The 16,154-nt window shown below is 65.0% G+C and carries 18 protein-coding genes; 13 read left to right on the top strand and 5 right to left on the bottom strand.

Annotated elements, in window-relative coordinates:
* Positions 1-46: 46 nt before the first annotated feature.
* Entirely contained in the window at positions 47-271 is a 225-nt protein-coding gene (locus IEV38_RS02820) for a DUF3717 domain-containing protein (RefSeq protein ID WP_188394626.1), read from the bottom strand.
* Between the two features lie 161 nt (positions 272-432).
* Here IEV38_RS02820 and IEV38_RS02815 point away from each other — a divergent pair, with 161 nt between their 5' ends.
* From IEV38_RS02815 to IEV38_RS02805, 3 genes are all read left to right on the top strand, one after another.
* Positions 433-2,115, top strand: a complete 1,683-nt coding sequence (locus IEV38_RS02815; RefSeq protein ID WP_188394625.1) for a SulP family inorganic anion transporter — start codon at positions 433-435, stop codon at positions 2,113-2,115.
* 96 nt (positions 2,116-2,211) lie between these two features.
* Positions 2,212-2,790 carry a DUF2062 domain-containing protein gene (locus IEV38_RS02810; protein ID WP_188394624.1) on the top strand — a complete coding sequence of 193 codons (579 nt, stop codon included), beginning with the start codon at positions 2,212-2,214 and terminating at the stop codon, positions 2,788-2,790.
* 163 nt (positions 2,791-2,953) lie between these two features.
* A complete protein-coding gene (locus IEV38_RS02805) occupies positions 2,954-3,343 on the top strand; it encodes a gamma-glutamylcyclotransferase family protein (RefSeq protein WP_188394623.1) in 390 nt (129 codons plus the stop codon).
* Here IEV38_RS02805 and IEV38_RS02800 read toward each other — a convergent pair.
* A complete protein-coding gene (locus IEV38_RS02800; protein ID WP_188394622.1) occupies positions 3,325-3,960 on the bottom strand; it encodes a GNAT family N-acetyltransferase in 636 nt (211 codons plus the stop codon). The two genes, IEV38_RS02805 and IEV38_RS02800, sit on opposite strands and share 19 nt — an antisense overlap.
* Before the next feature lie 90 nt (positions 3,961-4,050).
* A complete protein-coding gene (locus tag IEV38_RS02795; protein ID WP_188394621.1) occupies positions 4,051-4,818 on the bottom strand; it encodes a TerC family protein in 768 nt (255 codons plus the stop codon).
* Between the two features lie 270 nt (positions 4,819-5,088).
* Here IEV38_RS02795 and argS point away from each other — a divergent pair, with 270 nt between their 5' ends.
* The 6 genes from argS (at position 5,089) to IEV38_RS02765 (ending at position 10,825) form a co-directional block, all read left to right on the top strand.
* A complete protein-coding gene (gene argS, locus IEV38_RS02790; protein WP_188394620.1) occupies positions 5,089-6,852 on the top strand; it encodes an arginine--tRNA ligase in 1,764 nt (587 codons plus the stop codon).
* A 1-nt stretch (position 6,853) separates the two neighbouring features.
* A complete protein-coding gene (locus IEV38_RS02785) occupies positions 6,854-7,450 on the top strand; it encodes an SPOR domain-containing protein (protein ID WP_188394619.1) in 597 nt (198 codons plus the stop codon).
* Between the two features lie 37 nt (positions 7,451-7,487).
* Positions 7,488-8,150 carry a thiol:disulfide interchange protein DsbA/DsbL gene (locus IEV38_RS02780; RefSeq protein WP_188394618.1) on the top strand — a complete coding sequence of 221 codons (663 nt, stop codon included), beginning with the start codon at positions 7,488-7,490 and terminating at the stop codon, positions 8,148-8,150.
* Between the two features lie 108 nt (positions 8,151-8,258).
* Positions 8,259-9,053 (top strand): SDR family oxidoreductase, encoded by a 795-nt coding sequence (locus tag IEV38_RS02775; protein WP_188394617.1) that lies wholly within the window; start codon positions 8,259-8,261, stop codon positions 9,051-9,053.
* 22 nt (positions 9,054-9,075) lie between these two features.
* Positions 9,076-10,398, top strand: a complete 1,323-nt coding sequence (locus IEV38_RS02770) for a TRZ/ATZ family hydrolase (protein WP_188394616.1) — start codon at positions 9,076-9,078, stop codon at positions 10,396-10,398.
* A 148-nt stretch (positions 10,399-10,546) separates the two neighbouring features.
* Positions 10,547-10,825: a hypothetical protein gene (locus tag IEV38_RS02765; RefSeq protein WP_188394615.1), complete on the top strand. Its 279-nt coding sequence runs from the start codon at positions 10,547-10,549 to the stop codon at positions 10,823-10,825.
* A gap of 65 nt (positions 10,826-10,890) precedes the next feature.
* On the opposite strand, the gene IEV38_RS02760 is transcribed toward IEV38_RS02765, so the two are convergent.
* On the bottom strand, positions 10,891-11,223 hold the full coding sequence (locus IEV38_RS02760) for an SMR family transporter (protein ID WP_188394614.1): 333 nt from the start codon (positions 11,221-11,223) through the stop codon (positions 10,891-10,893).
* Positions 11,224-11,273: 50 nt separating this feature from the next.
* Positions 11,274-12,338, bottom strand: a complete 1,065-nt coding sequence (locus IEV38_RS02755) for an MBL fold metallo-hydrolase (RefSeq protein WP_188394613.1) — start codon at positions 12,336-12,338, stop codon at positions 11,274-11,276.
* Positions 12,339-12,507: 169 nt separating this feature from the next.
* Between IEV38_RS02755 and IEV38_RS02750 the strand changes: the two genes are divergently transcribed.
* From IEV38_RS02750 to bioD, 4 genes are read left to right on the top strand one after another with little or no spacing between them, the layout of a single operon-like run.
* The gene (locus IEV38_RS02750; RefSeq protein ID WP_188394612.1) at positions 12,508-12,918 is read left to right on the top strand and encodes a YchJ family protein; all 411 of its coding nucleotides are present in this window, start codon (positions 12,508-12,510) and stop codon (positions 12,916-12,918) included.
* Positions 12,915-14,255 (top strand): adenosylmethionine--8-amino-7-oxononanoate transaminase, encoded by a 1,341-nt coding sequence (gene bioA / locus IEV38_RS02745; protein ID WP_188394611.1) that lies wholly within the window; start codon positions 12,915-12,917, stop codon positions 14,253-14,255. The genes IEV38_RS02750 and bioA overlap by 4 nt, the downstream gene beginning before the upstream one ends.
* Positions 14,252-15,439: an 8-amino-7-oxononanoate synthase gene (bioF, locus tag IEV38_RS02740; RefSeq protein WP_188394610.1), complete on the top strand. Its 1,188-nt coding sequence runs from the start codon at positions 14,252-14,254 to the stop codon at positions 15,437-15,439. Before bioA ends, bioF begins: the two co-directional genes overlap by 4 nt.
* Positions 15,436-16,152 carry a dethiobiotin synthase gene (gene bioD, locus IEV38_RS02735; protein ID WP_188394609.1) on the top strand — a complete coding sequence of 239 codons (717 nt, stop codon included), beginning with the start codon at positions 15,436-15,438 and terminating at the stop codon, positions 16,150-16,152. Before bioF ends, bioD begins: the two co-directional genes overlap by 4 nt.
* Positions 16,153-16,154 lie beyond the last annotated feature (2 nt).

Raw genomic sequence — 16,154 nt, 5'->3', positions numbered from 1 at the left:
GTCGCGCCGGACGGCGTTTTGTTGCGGGAAAGGGACGCCGGCGCGGTCAGGCCGGCGGGTTTTTCCGGGTGCGCCAGTCTTCGATGAGCTGACGCGCTTCGGGTTTGGCGTCGGCCAGCGGCAGGCTGCTGCGGCGGTGGAAGATCATGAGCGCGTACAGCGTGGCGAGCGTATCGACTTCGGCCGACAGCGCGCGTTCCTCGCCGTGCGAGGGATGCAGCGTACGCCAGTGGTTGATGGCTTGTTCGAGTTCCGTGAGCGTGATGTCCATGGCCGCTATTTTACGCGCCGCCCGGAAACGAGCCAAAACGGGGGAAAGCAGCCGGCCGGCATCCGACCGACAGCGCGGGGCAGGAACAAAATACAATAGCTGCTGTTGCGCCGGGGCGTGCCCGGCTGTTTGCTCGCTTCAGACGGCTTCAGACGGTTTACATGACTCCCTTCGATATCAAGCGTTTTTTCCCCTTCCTGCACTGGCCACGGCCCACGCTGTCTTCGCTCAAGAGCGATGCCTGGGCCGGCTTCAGCGTCGGCCTGGTGCTGATCCCGCAGGCGGTGGCCTATGCCACGCTGGCCGGCATGCCGGCGGCGACCGGTTTGTACGCGGCGCTGATCCCGACGCTGGTCGGCGTGCTGTGGGGCTCGTCGGCGCTGCTGGCGGTCGGGCCGGCGGCCTTGAGCAGCCTGCTGGTGTTCGGCTCGCTGAGTTCGCATGCGGTGCCGGCGTCCGAACAGTGGGTCGCACTGGCGATCTGGCTGTCGATCTATTCGGGCCTGTTCCAGTTCCTGCTCGGCGCGTTCCGGCTCGGACGGTTGTCCAACCTGGTGTCGCAGCCGGTGATCGTCGGCTTCATTAATGCGGCGGCGCTGATCATCATGGCGTCGCAGATTCCGACGCTGGTCGGCATTCCCGATCTGTTCAGCAACGATCCGGCGGCGGTCGCCGCACGCGTGGCAGAAGCGCCGTCGCACGTCTTGATGACCTCGGCCTTCGGCTTTGGCGCGCTGCTGATGCTGTGGCTGAGCAAGAAATTCTTCCCGCGTTTTCCCGGCATTCTGCTGGTCACGATTCTTGGCACCTTTTTGAGCTGGGTGCTCGGCTACGCGCCGGCCGGCGGCGAAGTGGTCGGCGAGATCGCCAAGGGTCTGCCGCCGCTGGTGCTGCCGTCGGCCATTACCTTCGAACAGCATCGCGAACTGTGGTCGGCCGGACTGGTGCTGGCGCTGATCAGCTTCACCGAGGCGATGTCGAGCTGCCGCGTGCTGGCGCGCAAGCGGCGCGAGCGCTGGGACGAGAACCAGGAACTGATCGGCCAGGGACTGGCCAAGGTGGCGAGCGGCTTCAGCGGCGCGTTTCCGGTCAGCGGCTCGTTCTCGCGCTCGGCGCTGAACCTGTACGCGGGCGCGAACAGCGCCTGGGCCACGCTGTTCACGCTGCTGTGCGTGCTGCTGTGCCTGCTGTTCTTCACCGACCTGCTGTTCTATGTGCCGCGCTCGGTGCTGGCGGCGCTGATCATCATGCCGGTGTTCAGCCTGTTCGATTTCGGCGCCTTCAAGCGCCTGTTCGCGATCGCCAGGGACGATGCGGCGATCGCCATCGTGACCTTCGTCGTCACGCTGGTGGCGATGCCGCGCCTGCACTGGGGCGTGGTGGCCGGCATCGGCCTGACCATGGTCTGCTATCTGTACCGTCACATGCAGCCGCGCATCATCGAGGTCAGCGAACACAAGGACGGCACGCTGCGCGACAGCCGCCGCTTCGATCTGCCGCGCCTGGCCGACGATCTGCTGGCGGTGCGCATCGATGCCGCGCTCAACTTCCTGACCGGCGCCGCGCTCGAACGTTTCGTCACTGAACATTGCAGCCAGGAACCGCAGATTCGCCGCATCCTGCTGTGCGTGGGTTCGGTCAACGACATCGATGCCACCGGCGTCGATACGCTGGAGTCGCTGCAGACCGCGCTCAAGGGCATGGGCGTCGAACTGTACGTGACGGCCATCAAGAAACAGGTGTGGGACGTGCTCGAAGATGCCGGCTGGATAGAGGTGCTGGGCAACGAACACATCTTCATGACCGATCGCGAGGCGATCGCGGCGCTGGCGGCACCGCGCTGATCAAGCCGCGCAGCGTGGCGGTTGAATTACCGGCGGCTTTTGCGGTCGGAAGAAGTCCAGCAGTGTCCATTTCCCGTGTCCGGAGGTTTGTCTTTCATGCGTCGCAGCCGGTTTTTCAAGCACATGCCGACCTCGCAGAGCATTCAGGAGAATCGCTACCTGAAGCCGTTGCGGCGTTATCTGCATCATCATTACCTGTGGCAATTCAACCGCCGCGGCGTGGCGGGCGGCATGGCCGTCGGCCTGTTCTTCGGCATCCTGAGCCCGATCGCGCAGATTCTGCTGGGTGCGATCGGCTCCGTCATCTTTCGTGTCAACCTGCCGGTGGCCGCATTCGCCACGCTGGTGACCAATCCGTTCACGGTGCCGCCGCTCTATTACGCTGCCTACCGGCTCGGCAAGTGGATACTGGGCGAGGACAGCGCGGCCGATGACGGTTTCGATCCGAATGCGGTCGGCGCCATGCCCGAGTTGAAGGGCGATGTCAGCAGCTGGTGGCACACCGCGCTGGAATGGGTGCAGGGCGTGGGACCGCAGCTGATGCTGGGGCTGCTGGTGTTCGCGATCGTATCGGCCCTGCTCGGCTATGTGCTGGTCAGCGTGATCTGGCAGTTGCAGGCGCGCTATCGCTGGAAGCAGCGCGTGCGTCGCATCCAGCAATCTCTGGAGGACTAAGAAGGTATGAAAGAACCCATCATGTCCGCTTGCCTCGCCAGAACACGCGCGCTCTGCGTTGCAAATGCTCGCCGTGGCTCGAACCACGTCTGCGCTGTGCGCCTTGATCGCGCACGTTCTGGCGGGCCATCGGGCCACGCCGGATTCATTCATACCTTCTGACATGGATATCTTCACCTACGGTTCGCTGATGTTCCCCGCGGTGTGGCAGCGTGTGGTGCGCGGCGAATACCGTTCGGCGCCGGCCCTGCTGCCGGGCTTCGCGCGCTATGAAGTCAGCGGCGAGACCTATCCGGGGCTGGTGCGGCAGGCGGGCGCGGCGGTCAACGGCGTGCTGTATTTCGACGTCGATGACGCCGACCTGCTGACGCTCGATGTCTTCGAGGGCAGCGAATACCGGCGCGAGGCCGTCACGGTCTCGCTGGAGGCTGACCGCAATCTGGTGGTGGAAACCTATGTCTTCACCGCCATCGAGCGCCTGACGCGCCGCGAGTGGGACCCGCAGGCCTTCCGCATCGCGCACTTCATCGACGCCTATTGTCCCGACAGATAGGCGGTTTCCGTTCCCAGTCTTTCCAGCAGCCTTGCCTTCACCGCCGGCCATTCCGGTTCGATGATGCTGAAGCGCACCGAATTGCGGATGTGGCCGTCCGGCATGATGCGCTCGTGACGGATGATGCCTTCCTGCAGCGCACCCAGGCGCAGGATGGCGGCGCGCGAGGCTGCATTGCGCTCGTCGGTGGTGAACTGCACACGCGTGGCCTGCATCTGCTCGAAGGCGTGGCGCAGCAGCAGGAACTTCGCCTCGGTATTGATGCGCGTGCGCTGCGCCGAGCGCGCCAGCCACGTATGGCCGATTTCCATCTTGCGATTGGCGCGGTCGATCTTCCAGAAGCGCGTGCTGCCGACGATGGTGCCGCTCTCGTCGGTATTGCGGCGCACGATGACGAACGGCATCACCGTGCCCTGATCGCGGCCGGCCAGGGCGGCGGCGATGTAGGCATCGACCGTGGCCGGGCCGGGAATGACGGTGACCTTGAGGTTCCAGAGTTCGCCGTCGGCGGCGGCGTCGAGCAGCTGTTCGGCATGTTCGGCTTGCAGCGGCCGCAGTTCGACCGTGTCGCCGGTCAATGTCGGCTGGGACTGGAGGAGCGAGGAAGCGGAATCCATGAGGCAGGCGTTGAATGAGGACAGCCTGCATCCTCGCACAAGCCGGCGGCACGCGCTTGCATGCATACCGCCGGCCCGGGATAGTGCCGATCAGTGCGGCGGCGGGTTTGCCTCGTCGCTCGCATACGGCGCGTGCAGCTTGACTGGCCGTGCCGCCTTCTTGCGCGCGCGGATGTTGATCAGTTCGACCACCAGCGAAAACGCCATCGCGGTGTAGATGTAGCCCTTCGGAATGTGCTGGTCGAAGCCTTCGGCGATCAGCACCACGCCGATGGCGACCAGGAACGCCAGCGCCAGCATCTTGATCGACGGATGCGCCGAGACGAAGCGCCCGATCGGTCCCGCAAACACCATCATCAGGCCGACCGAGGCGATCACCGCTGCCACCATCACCGCCAGTTCATCGACCATGCCGACCGCGGTGATGATGGAATCCAGCGAGAACACCAGATCGACCACCATGATCTGCAGGATGACGGCGCTGAAGGTCGCCTTGACCGCGCTCGAGGTATGGCCCTCCTCGCCTTCGAGCCCCTGATGGATCTCGCCCGTGCTCTTCCAGATCAGGAACAGGCCGCCGCCGATCAGGATCAGGTCGCGCCCCGAGATTTCCTGCTGCATCACGGTAAACAGCGGCGCCGTCAGACCGACGATCCACGCCAGCACCATCAGCAGGCCGATGCGCATGAACATGGCGATGAACAGGCCCAGCTTGCGCGCGAATTCGCGTCGTTCGACCGGCAGCTTGTCAACCAGGATGGAAATGAAAATGATGTTGTCGATGCCCAGGACGAGCTCGAGTGCGGTCAGTGTGATGAATGCCATCCACGCGTGCGGGTCCGACAATAGTTCAAGCATGGTCTGTCTCCTTCTTCTTGGAATGGATGTTTGAAAACCAGCGACTGCCTGACAACGGATGCGATGCGATCGAGTATAGGCGCGGGCATCTCAAGTTTTTGTGAAGAAACGGAACCGTCTTGCGGCAGGCGGGAGGGCACGGTGGTCGTGCGGGGCCGGGCGGCGGGTTGGCGCGGGTGCGCCAGATGTCAGGAAATCAATCGTCCAGCCGGTATAATGCCCGGACTGTTTCCATCAACCTGCGGCGCCGTGGGCGACGCATCCTCATCCATGCTTGCAGCACAAAAACAACGTCTTACCGCCTTCTTCCAGGCTGCCGTCGCGCCGCTCGTGGCCGGCACCGAACTCCAACCGAACATCGTGCTCGAGCGTCCGCGCGATCCCTCGCACGGCGACGTCGCCTGCAACCTGGCGATGCAGATCGCCAAGCCGCTGAAAAAGAACCCGCGCGAAGTGGCGCAGGCGCTGGTCGCCGCCCTGCTCGCCAATCCGGACAGCAAGGAGCTGGTCGAGTCGGCCGAGATCGCCGGTCCCGGCTTCATCAACCTGCGCCTGACGGCGGCGTCGCGCCAGGAAGTGGTGCGCACCATCCTGCAGCAGCGCGGCGATTACGGCCGCGGCTTCGGCGGCACCGGCAAGAAGATCATCGTCGAGTTCGTCTCGGCCAATCCGACCGGCCCGCTGCACGTCGGCCACGGCCGCCAGGGCGCGCTTGGCGACGCCTTGTCGTCGCTGTTCCAGGCGCAGGGCTATGACGTCACGCGCGAGTTCTACTACAACGACGCCGGCGTGCAGATCGCCACGCTGGCGACCTCGGTGCAGGCGCGCGCCAACGGCCTGAAGCCGGGCGACGCCGGCTGGCCGGAGTCGGCCTACAACGGCGACTACATCCAGGACATCGCCAATGACTTCCTGGCGAAGAAGACGGTCGCCGCCAGCGATGGAGAGCCGGTCACCGCCAGCGGCCGCGTCGAGGACATCGAGTCCATCCGCAGATTCGCGGTCGCCTACCTGCGCCGCGAACAGGATCTGGACCTGCAGGCCTTCGGCGTGCGCTTCGACAACTATTTCCTCGAATCCTCGCTCTACGGCGACGGCAAGGTCGCGCGCACGGTCGATGCGCTGGTCAAGGCCGGCAAGACCTACGAGCAGGACGGCGCGCTGTGGCTGCGCACCACCGACTACCGCGACGACAAGGATCGCGTGATGAAGAAGTCGGACGGCACCTATACCTATTTCGTGCCGGACGTCGCCTATCACACCGTCAAGTGGCAGCGCGGCTTCACGCAGGCCATCAACGTGCAGGGCAGCGACCACCACGGCACCATCGCGCGCGTGCGCGCCGGTCTGCAGGCGCTGAACATCGGCATTCCCGAAGGTTATCCCGACTACGTGCTGCACAAGATGGTGACCGTCATGCGCAACGGCGAGGAAGTGAAGATTTCCAAGCGCGCCGGTTCCTACGTCACGCTGCGCGACCTGATCGAATGGTCGGCGGGCGATGGCGGTAACGAGGCGGAAGGCGACGTGCGCGATCTCACGCGCGGGCGCGACGCGGTGCGTTTCTTCCTGATCTCGCGCAAGGCCGATACCGAATTCGTGTTCGACGTCGATCTGGCGCTCGCGCAATCCGACGAGAACCCGGTCTATTACGTGCAGTACGCGCATGCGCGCATCTGCTCGGTGCTCGCGCAGTGGACCGACGGCGACGAGGCCGATCTGCTGCAGGTGGATCTGTCGCCGTTGACGGCGCCGCGCGAGGCCTCGCTGCTGGCCAAGCTGGCCGAGTATCCCGAGATGCTGCAGAAGGCGCTGGAAGAACTCGGCCCGCACCAGGTCGCGTTCTACCTGCGCGATCTGGCGGGTGAATTGCATAGCTACTACAATGCGGAACGCGTGCTGGTCGATGACGTCGCGCTCAAGATGGCGCGTCTGGCGCTGATGCATGCGACGCGCCAGGTGCTGCGCAACGGTCTTGCGCTGATCGGCGTGTCCGCACCGATGCGGATGGAGCGTGCGCAAGTACAGGAATGACATGAAAAAGAATCTACACAGACAGGCCGGCGGCACTCTGCTCGGCCTGATTCTCGGCCTCATCATCGGCCTTGGCATCGCGGTCGGCGTGGCGCTGATGATTTCCAAGACGCCGCTGCCGTTCACCAACAAGATGGCGCCGTCGGACCGCATCAATTCGCAGACCGGCGAGCCGGCCGATCCGAACCGGCCGATGTACGGCAAGAAGCCGCAGGTGCCGGTGGCACCGGCCGCCGATCCGACCGAAGGTGTGGCGCCGCCGTCGCCGGCCGTGCCCGAGGAACGCCTGAACCGCCAGCCGACCCCAGCCGAACGCGCCGAGACCGCACGCGCCGAAGCCGCGCTGGCCGGCACCGACGAGAAATGGATTTATTATCTGCAGGCGGGCGCCTTCCGCGAGCGGGCCGATGCCGAGAGCATGAAGGCCAAGCTGGCGCTGCTCGGCTTCGAGGCCACCGTGTCCGAACGGCAGGCCGAGACCGGCACCCTGCACCGCGTGCGCATCGGCCCCTTCGGCCAGACCGAAACCATGAACCGCGTGCGTGGCAAGTTGTCTGACAACGGCATCGACGTCGCGGTCGTGCGCATCGGCAAGTGATCGCGACGATATTCTTCGGTAAATAGAAAGGGACTCCATGCGTTTCATCAAACATCTGCTGGCCGCGGCAAGCCTGGGCCTGTTCGCATTCGCGGCCGGCGCGTCGCCGTCGTCGCCGGTGAACGGCGTTGACTACCGCGTGCTGGAAAAGGCGCAACAGACCGAAGGCGGCAAGAAGACCGAGGTCATCGAATTCTTCTGGTACTCGTGCCCGCACTGCAACCTGCTCGAACCCTCGCTCGAAGCCTGGGTGAAGAAACAGGGCGACAGGATCAACTTCAAGCGCGTGCCGATCGCTTTCCGCGATTCCTTCGTGCCGCAACAGAAGCTCTACTACACGCTGGAAGCCATGGGCAAGCTCGATGCGCTGCATGCCAAGGTGTTCCGCGCCATCCACATCGAGCGTCAGCCGCTGGACACCGATGCGCAGATCAACGCCTGGGCCGTCAAGCAGGGTGTTGACGGCAAGCAGTTCGCCAATGTCTATAACTCGTTCGGCGTGCAGACCAAGGTGCAGCGCGCCACGCAACTGCAGAATGCCTACCAGGTGGACGGCGTGCCGATGATCGCGATCGACGGCCGTTTCATCACCTCGCCGTCCATCGTCGGCAAGGGCCTGGGACGCGGCACGCCGGAGAACGTGCTGCACGAATCCACGCTGCGCGTGATGGACTGGCTCCTGACGCAATCCGCGAAATGATGCAGGGACCGCCGCGCATGGCGCCGGCGGCCGCTTGAATCGTCACGAAGTCCGCGTCTCGCAAGAGGGCGGACTTTTTGTTTGGACAACTGGTTTGGAAGGCAGGGCATGCAAACTCGACCGCAACGCGTATTCATCACCGGCGCTTCCAGCGGCCTTGGCGCCGCGCTGGCACGCCACTATGCGCAGACCGGCGCGCTGCTCGGACTGGTCGCACGGCGCGGCGAGGTGCTGGAGACGCTGGCGGCGGAACTGCCGAACGGCGCGCGACACTGCCTGTACGCACTCGACGTCAACCGGCACGATGCCTTGCGCGCGGCGGCCGAGGATTTCATGGCGCAGGCCGGCGGCATCGACATCGTCATCGCCAGCGCCGGCATCTCGCGCGGCACGCTGACCGAATGCACGGAAGACCTCGATGTCTTCGCGCGTATCCTCGACACCAACGTGATGGCGACGGCAGCCACCTTCTCGCCCTTCATCGAACCGATGCGGCAGCAGGCGCGCGCCGGTCATGGCGGCTGCCGGCTGGTCGGCATCGCCAGCGTGGCCGGCATACGCGGCCTGCCGGGTGCCGGCGCCTACAGTGCGTCCAAGGCGGCAGTCATCAGCTACTGCGAATCGCTGCGCGTGGAACTGAAGAAGGACGGCATCGAGGTCGTGACGATCGCGCCCGGCTATATCGATACGCCGATGACGCAGGTCAACGACTATGCGATGCCCTTCCTGATGCCGGCTGCGGACTTCGCGCGCCAGGCGGCGGCGGTGATCGAGGCCGGCAAGAGCTACCGCGTGATTCCATGGCAGATGGGCGTGGTGGCCAGGCTGCTGCGCCTGCTGCCGAACTGGTTGTACGACGCGGCATTCGCCAATGCACCGCGCAAGACGCGCGCGCCCGACTGATGTTTCAACCGATTCCACGCCCATGACCACCGTTGACCTCATCGTCCATGCCCGCTGGATCATCCCGATCGTGCCGGCATGCCAGGTGCTCGAGCATGCATCGCTGGTGGTTGACGGCGGCGGCATCGTCGCCGTGCTGCCGCAGCACGAAGCGCGGCAGCGCTACCAGGCACGGCGTACCCTGCAGCTCGACGACCACGTACTGCTGCCGGGCCTGATCAATGCGCATGGCCATGCGGCGATGACGCTGCTGCGCGGCTTTGCCGACGATCATCCGCTCGAAACCTGGCTGAACGAACACATCTGGCCGGCCGAGAAGCAATGGGTGGCGGCCGACTTCGTGCGCGACGGCACAGAACTGGCGATGGCCGAGATGATCCGCAGCGGTACCACCTGTTTCTCGGACATGTATTTCTTTCCCGAACAGATCGTGCAGGCCGCCGCTGGCGCCGGCATGCGTTGCCAGGCGGCGTTTCCGGTCATGGATTTCCCGACCGCCTGGGGCGACGGCCCGCAGACCTATCTCGACAAGGGGCTGGCGCTGGCGGAGCAGTATCGCGGCGATGCGCGCATTCGCGTCGCTTTCGGTCCGCACGCACCCTATACGGTGTCGCCAAGGTGGCTGGAAAGGATCGTCGCCCTCGCGCACGAACGCACCATGCCGATCCAGATCCATCTGCACGAAACCGCCAGCGAAGTGCGCGCCTCGCTGCAGGAACATGGCAAGCGGCCGATGCAGCGCATGATGGAGCTCGGCGTGCTCGGCCCGGCGACGCAATGCGTGCACATGACGCAGCTCGACGACGGCGACATCGCCCTGCTGCAGCAGAGCGGCGCGAACGTCGTGCATTGCCCGGAATCCAATCTCAAGCTCGCCAGCGGCTTCTGTCCGGTCGGCCAGCTGCTGCAGGCCGGCGTCAACGTCGCGCTCGGCACCGACGGCGCGGCCAGCAACAACGATCTCGACCTGTTCGGCGAAATGAAGGCCGCCGCATTGCTGGCGAAGGCGGTGGCCGGCGACGCTGCGGTGCTGGATGCGCATGCCGCGCTGCGGATGGCGACGCTGAACGGCGCCCGCGCGCTCGGCATCGATGCGCTGGTCGGCAGCCTGGAAGCGGGCAAGCGCGCCGATTTTATCGCCGTCTCGCTCGCCGACCTGGCGCAACAGCCGGTCTATCGGCCCGCCTCGCAGCTCGTCTATACGGCGGTCGGTCATTGCGTGACGCACGTATGGGTCGATGGTCAATGTCTGCTGGACCAGCGCTCCTTGCAGACCATCGATGAAGAGGCGGTGCGGCAGCGCACGCGGCAATGGCGGCAGCGCGTGGTGGCGGCGGATCGCTGAGAAGGATTGGCATCCTTGCAAAAGAAGCAAGGTGTTTTGCGTTGTGGAATCGTTGAAAAGGGTTGAAGTCGAGAATCGTTCTCAACTATACTGATCCGGATTTCCGCATCAGGCGGAAACAAAACAGGCTGGCCGCAATCGAATACGCATGAACACGCTTCAGTACCTCGAAAACATCCGTCGCGCCGCGATGAAGACGCATCGCGAGACCTATCGCGGGTGGCCGCTGCAGGTGACGGCGCGCCTGTGCAGCGAGAACAAGGATTGCGAGGATTGCCACTACTGCCCGCTGATTGTCGTGACCGAGCAGCAATCCATCGGTTTTCGCGAACTCGAGGTCTGCTGCGACCGCGGCTATTGCTCGGTTGACGAATGCGTGAACGCCGGCATTGCCCTGGCGCATCAGTTCATCGACTGCCGCGTCTGAGTCTTTCTTTCCTGCGCGCCTGACGGCGCATATTCCCCTCTTCGTTTCTATCCAAGCCGCGCATGTCAATGCGCGCTGCTCTTTGAAAACACGTTGAGCACGACCACACCGGCGATGATCAGACCGATGCCGATCATGCCGGCCGCATCGAGTTTCTGCCCGTACAGCGCCCACGCCACCAGCGAGATCAGCACGATCCCCACGCCCGACCACACGGCATAGGCGATGCCGACCGGGATCGTGCGCAGCGTCAGCGACAGCAGGTAAAAGGCGATGCCGTAAAAGACCACCGTGATCAGCGAAGGCGCCACGCGGGTGAAGCCTTCACTGGCCTTCATGGCGGAGGTGCCGATGACTTCGGCGAGAATGGCGAGCCCGAGCAGAATCCAGTGATGCATGTCGTGTTCCTTCGTGTGAAAGGGATGAGGCCGCCAGCCGCTGCCGGACTTCAATACGCCTGAAAACGCACCACGCCGTCCGTGCCTTCCACGCGCTGCAGCAGACCGTCGAACCACAGTTTGTGCAGGTGCGCGAGCGCCTCGCCGAGCGCAAAGCTCAACTGGTGCGCATCCAGCCTGCGCGTGAACATGATGGGCACGATGTCGGCCGCCGACTGCGGCGTCCTGCATGCGGCCAGCACTTCTTCCAGTCGTGCCGCGTGATGCTCGTTCAACTGGCGGATGCGCACGTGCATGCCGCGAAAGGGCTTGCCGTGCGAGGGCAGCACCAGCGTGTCTTCGGGCAGCGTGATGTATTTTTTCAGCGAATCGAGGAATTGCTGGACCGGGTTGGATTCCGGCTCGATGGCGAACACGGACGTATTGGTCGAGATGCGCGGCAGCACCATGTCGCCGGAAATCAGCACACCAAGCTCGGCGCAATAGAGCGCCGCATGCTCGGGCGAGTGGCCGAAGCCGGTGATCACGCGCCAGCTGTGCGCGCCGATGCGGAACACCTGGTCCTCGTACATGCGCGTGTAGCGCTGCGGCACGGCCGGCACATAGGTCGGGTAATAGCTCTTGCGGCCCTTGAGTTCTTCCAGCATCTGCGGGTCCGACAGGCCGTGATGCTGGAAGAACGGAAACATGGCAGTGCCGTCGGCGCCCGGCAACCCGGCCGACATCATGCGCGCGAACGCGTATTCGCCGGTGGTCATCCACAGCGGCGCATTCCAGCGCGCGCACAGCCAGTCGGCGAGGCCGACGTGATCGGGATGGCAATGCGTGACGATCACGCGCACGATCGGCAGGTCGTCGAGCTGCGTGGCGAAGATGCTTTCCCACGCCGCGCGCGTGGCCTCGTTGCCGATGCCGCAGTCGATCGCGGTCCAGCCGCGTATGCGGCCGGCGCCGGTATCGAACTCGTCTTCCAGCAGCCACAGGTTGATGTGGCTCAAGGCGAACGGCAGCGCCATGCGCAGCCACTTGATGCCGGGTGCGACGTCCATCAGCGTGCCGGCTTCGGGCAGCGCGTCGCCGAGCGGATAGTCGAGTTGGGCTTCCAGCGGGTTCATCGTGGTTCTCCGGGCGGCGGGATGGGCCGCCGCGTTACAATAGCGGCCTTGAGCCGGCCTGATCCTGCGTTTCGTACTTGGTGCGAACGCGCCATTCTACCGGCTGTCGCGCGCCCCTGTTTTTCAACGGCGGCGCGCCGCTTTTCCCGCCACAACCACGCGGCAGACAATGAAGAAACCGGCCATCGCGGCCTGCCCCTGCGGCGGCGCCGATTACGCACAGTGCTGCAAACCTTTCCATGACGGTATGCCCGCGCCCGATGCCGAACGCCTGATGCGTTCGCGCTACAGTGCCTACGTGCTCGGCGAGATGCGCTACGTGCACGACACCTGGCACGCCTCGACGCGGCCGCCGCAGGAAGAACTGGTGCACGAGACCGAGATGCGCTGGCTCGGGCTGGAGGTGAGGAATTTTTCTGCCGCCGGCGACGAAGCCACGGTCGAATTCGTCGCGCGCTCGAAGATCGCCGGCCGCGCCCAGCGCCTGCATGAAGTCAGCCGCTTCGTGCGCGAGGATGGCCGCTGGTTCTACATCGACGGCGTGTTTCCCGCAGAACAGAAAAAGGTCACCCACGCATGACGGAATCCGACAAGCAGAACGGTCTGGTCGCGCGCAGCCTGCGCAGCGTCTGGCATCCCTGCACGCAGATGCAGCATCACGAAACCGTGCCGCTGGTACCGGTGGCGCGCGGCAAGGGCGCGTGGCTGTTCGATACCGATGGCAAGCGCTATCTCGACGGTATCAGTTCGTGGTGGGTCAATCTGTTCGGCCATGCCAATCCGCGCATCAACACCGCCGTCAAGGAACAGCTCGACCGGCTCGAGCATGCAATGCTGGCCGGATTCACGCACGAGCCGGTGGTGGCGCTGTCAGAGCATCTGGCCGAACGCACCGGCCAGATGCTCGGCCATTGCTTCTATGCATCGGACGGCGCGTCGGCGGTCGAGATCGCGCTCAAGATGAGTTTCCACGCCTGGCGCAATCTGGGGCGCAGCGAAAAGCAGGAATTCGTCTGCCTGCAGGGCAGCTACCACGGCGAAACCATCGGTGCGCTGGCGGTGACGGACGTCGCCATCTTCCGCGATGCCTACGGTCCGCTGCTGCAGCGCGCGCACGTGATCGCCAGTCCCGATGCGCGTTGCGCGCAGGATGGCGAAAGCGCGGCGGACGTCGCGCGCCGCGCAGCCAAGGAGTTCGAGGTGCTGCTGCAACAGCATGCCGACACCATTGCCGCCATCATCGTCGAGCCGCTGGTGCAGTGCGCGACCGGCATGGCGATGCACGATCCCGTCTATCTGCAGGAAATCCGCGCGCTGTGCGACCGCTACCAGGTACACCTGATCGCCGACGAGATCGCGGTCGGCTGCGGCCGTACCGGCACCTTCTTCGCTTGCGAACAGGCGGCGATCTGGCCCGATTTCCTGTGCCTGTCCAAGGGCATCAGCGGCGGCTACCTGCCGCTGTCGCTGGTGATGACGCGCGACGATATCTATCGCGCCTTCTACGATGCGGACGTCACGCGCGGCTTCCTGCATTCGCATTCCTATACCGGCAACCCGCTCGCGTGCAGCGCGGCGCTGGCGACGCTGGCGATCTTCGAGGAAGACGACGTGCTGGCAAGCAACCGTGACAAGGCGACGCGCCTGACGGCGGCGCTGGCGCCGCTGGCCGACCATGCGCAAGTCAGCAATTTCCGCCAGCGCGGCATGATCTGGGCCTTCGACGCCGTGATCGACGACGCCGATGCGGCCGCCAGCTTCTCGCGCCGCTTCTTCACGGCCGCGCTCGAGCAGGAACTATTGCTGCGTCCGATCGGCTGTACTGTCTATCTGATGCCGCCCTACATCCTGGCCGACGATGAAATCGATCTGCTGGCCGAACGCACGCAGCGCGTGTTCCAGCAGGTGATCGAATGAGCAGGCTGATCGCCGGCCTCGAGGCGCGCATTGCCGAACTCGATGCGCAGCACCTGCGGCGGCGTTTGCGTGTGGCGGAGTCGCCATGCGCGCCGCACGTGCAGGTTGACGGGCGTGCCATGTTGGCCTTCTGCAGCAACGACTACCTGGGACTGGCTGCGCATCCGCGCATCGTCGCCGCGCTGCAGGAAGGTGCGGCGCTGCATGGCGCCGGCAGCGGTGCCTCGCACCTGATCAGCGGCCATGCGCGCGCGCATGCGGCGCTCGAGGAGCGTCTGGCCGCTTTCATGGCGCCGCAGATCGATGATGGTCGCGCACTGTATTTCTCGACCGGCTACATGGCCAACCTGGCGATCCTGGGCGCACTGGGCGGCGCGGAAGTCGAACTGTTCTCGGAAGAACTCAACCATGCCTCGCTGATCGACGGTGCGCGCCTGTCTCGCGCGCAGGTCAGGGTCTATGGTCATGGCGACCATGCGCAGCTCGCCGGCTTGCTGCAGGCAAGCACGGCCGCCGGCAAGCTGGTGGTGACCGACGGCGTCTTCAGCATGGATGGCGATCTGGCGCCGCTGAAGGAATTGCTGACGCTGTGCGAGCGGTACGATGCCTGGCTAGTGGTTGACGATGCGCACGGCTTCGGCGTACTCGGCGCGCAAGGGCGCGGCGTGCTCGAGCTGCTCGGCCTGCGCTCACCCAACCTGATTTATATGGGCACGCTGGGCAAGGCGGCCGGCGTGTCCGGCGCCTTCGTTGCCGCGCATGCGAGCGTGATCGAATGGCTGGTGCAGCGCGCGCGTGCCTACATCTACACGACCGCCTCGCCGCCGGCCGTCGCGCATGCGCTGCTGACCAGCCTCGACATCATTGCCGGCGAGGAAGGCGCGGCACGGCGCGCGCATCTGCAGCAACTGATTGCGCAATGGCGCGACGGCCTGCGCCTGACGCGCTGGCAGCCGATTGCGTCGGACACCGCGATCCAGCCGCTGGTGATCGGCGACAACGGTGAAGCGCTGCGCGTGGCAGCGGCGTTGTACGAGCAGGGACTGTGGGTGCCGGCGATTCGTCCACCGACAGTCCCGGCCGGCACCGCGCGCCTGCGCGTGACGCTGTCGGCTGCACATACGGCGGACGATGTGTCTCGTTTGTTGACTGCCGTCCACCAACTCGAAAAGGCCGGCTCATGAGCGCAGAGCACGCCTGGTTCGTCACCGGCACCGATACCGAAATCGGCAAGACCCTGATTTCGACCGCGCTGGTGACGGCGCTGGTACGTCAAGGCTTGCGTGTAGCCGCCATGAAGCCGATCGCGGCCGGCGTCACCGTAACGAGCGAAGCCGGGCGCGAGGTCTGGCACAATGAGGACGCCGATCTGCTGGCGGCAGCCGCCAACGTAAAATTGCCGCCCGAACTGGCCGTGCCCTACTTGCTGAAGGAAGCGGCGGCGCCGCATGTTTCGGCGAAGTTGATGGGCGTTGAGATGAATATTGCGCATATTGCAGGATGTTATGCGCAGGTGGCGGCACAGGCCGACGCCGTGGTGGTGGAAGGCGTGGGCGGCTTCTGCGTGCCGCTTTCCGACACCGAAGACACGGCGGATCTGGCCCGCGAACTCGATTTGCCCGTCATAATGGTGGTCGGGCTGCGCCTGGGCTGCATCAGCCACGCGCTGCTGACGGCCGAGGCGATGGCCGCGCGCGGCCTGACGCTGGCTGGCTGGATCGCCAATACGGTCGATCCGGGCATGGCATTTGCGAGGGATAATGTCGAAGCGCTGCAGGCCCGTTTGCCTGCGCCCTTGCTCGGCTGCGTGCCGCGTCTGGCCGCGCCGATGGCGGCTGCGGCCGCCGATCATCTGGATTGCACGCTGTTGCCGGGATGGCCCGGCAAGGCGCATTAGAG

This window comes from Oxalicibacterium flavum (genome assembly GCF_014635065.1).
GTDB classification, from domain to species: domain Bacteria; phylum Pseudomonadota; class Gammaproteobacteria; order Burkholderiales; family Burkholderiaceae_D; genus Oxalicibacterium; species Oxalicibacterium flavum.
Note: the sequence above shows the minus strand (reverse complement) of the source record. Positions and strands in the feature narration are given on the sequence as shown.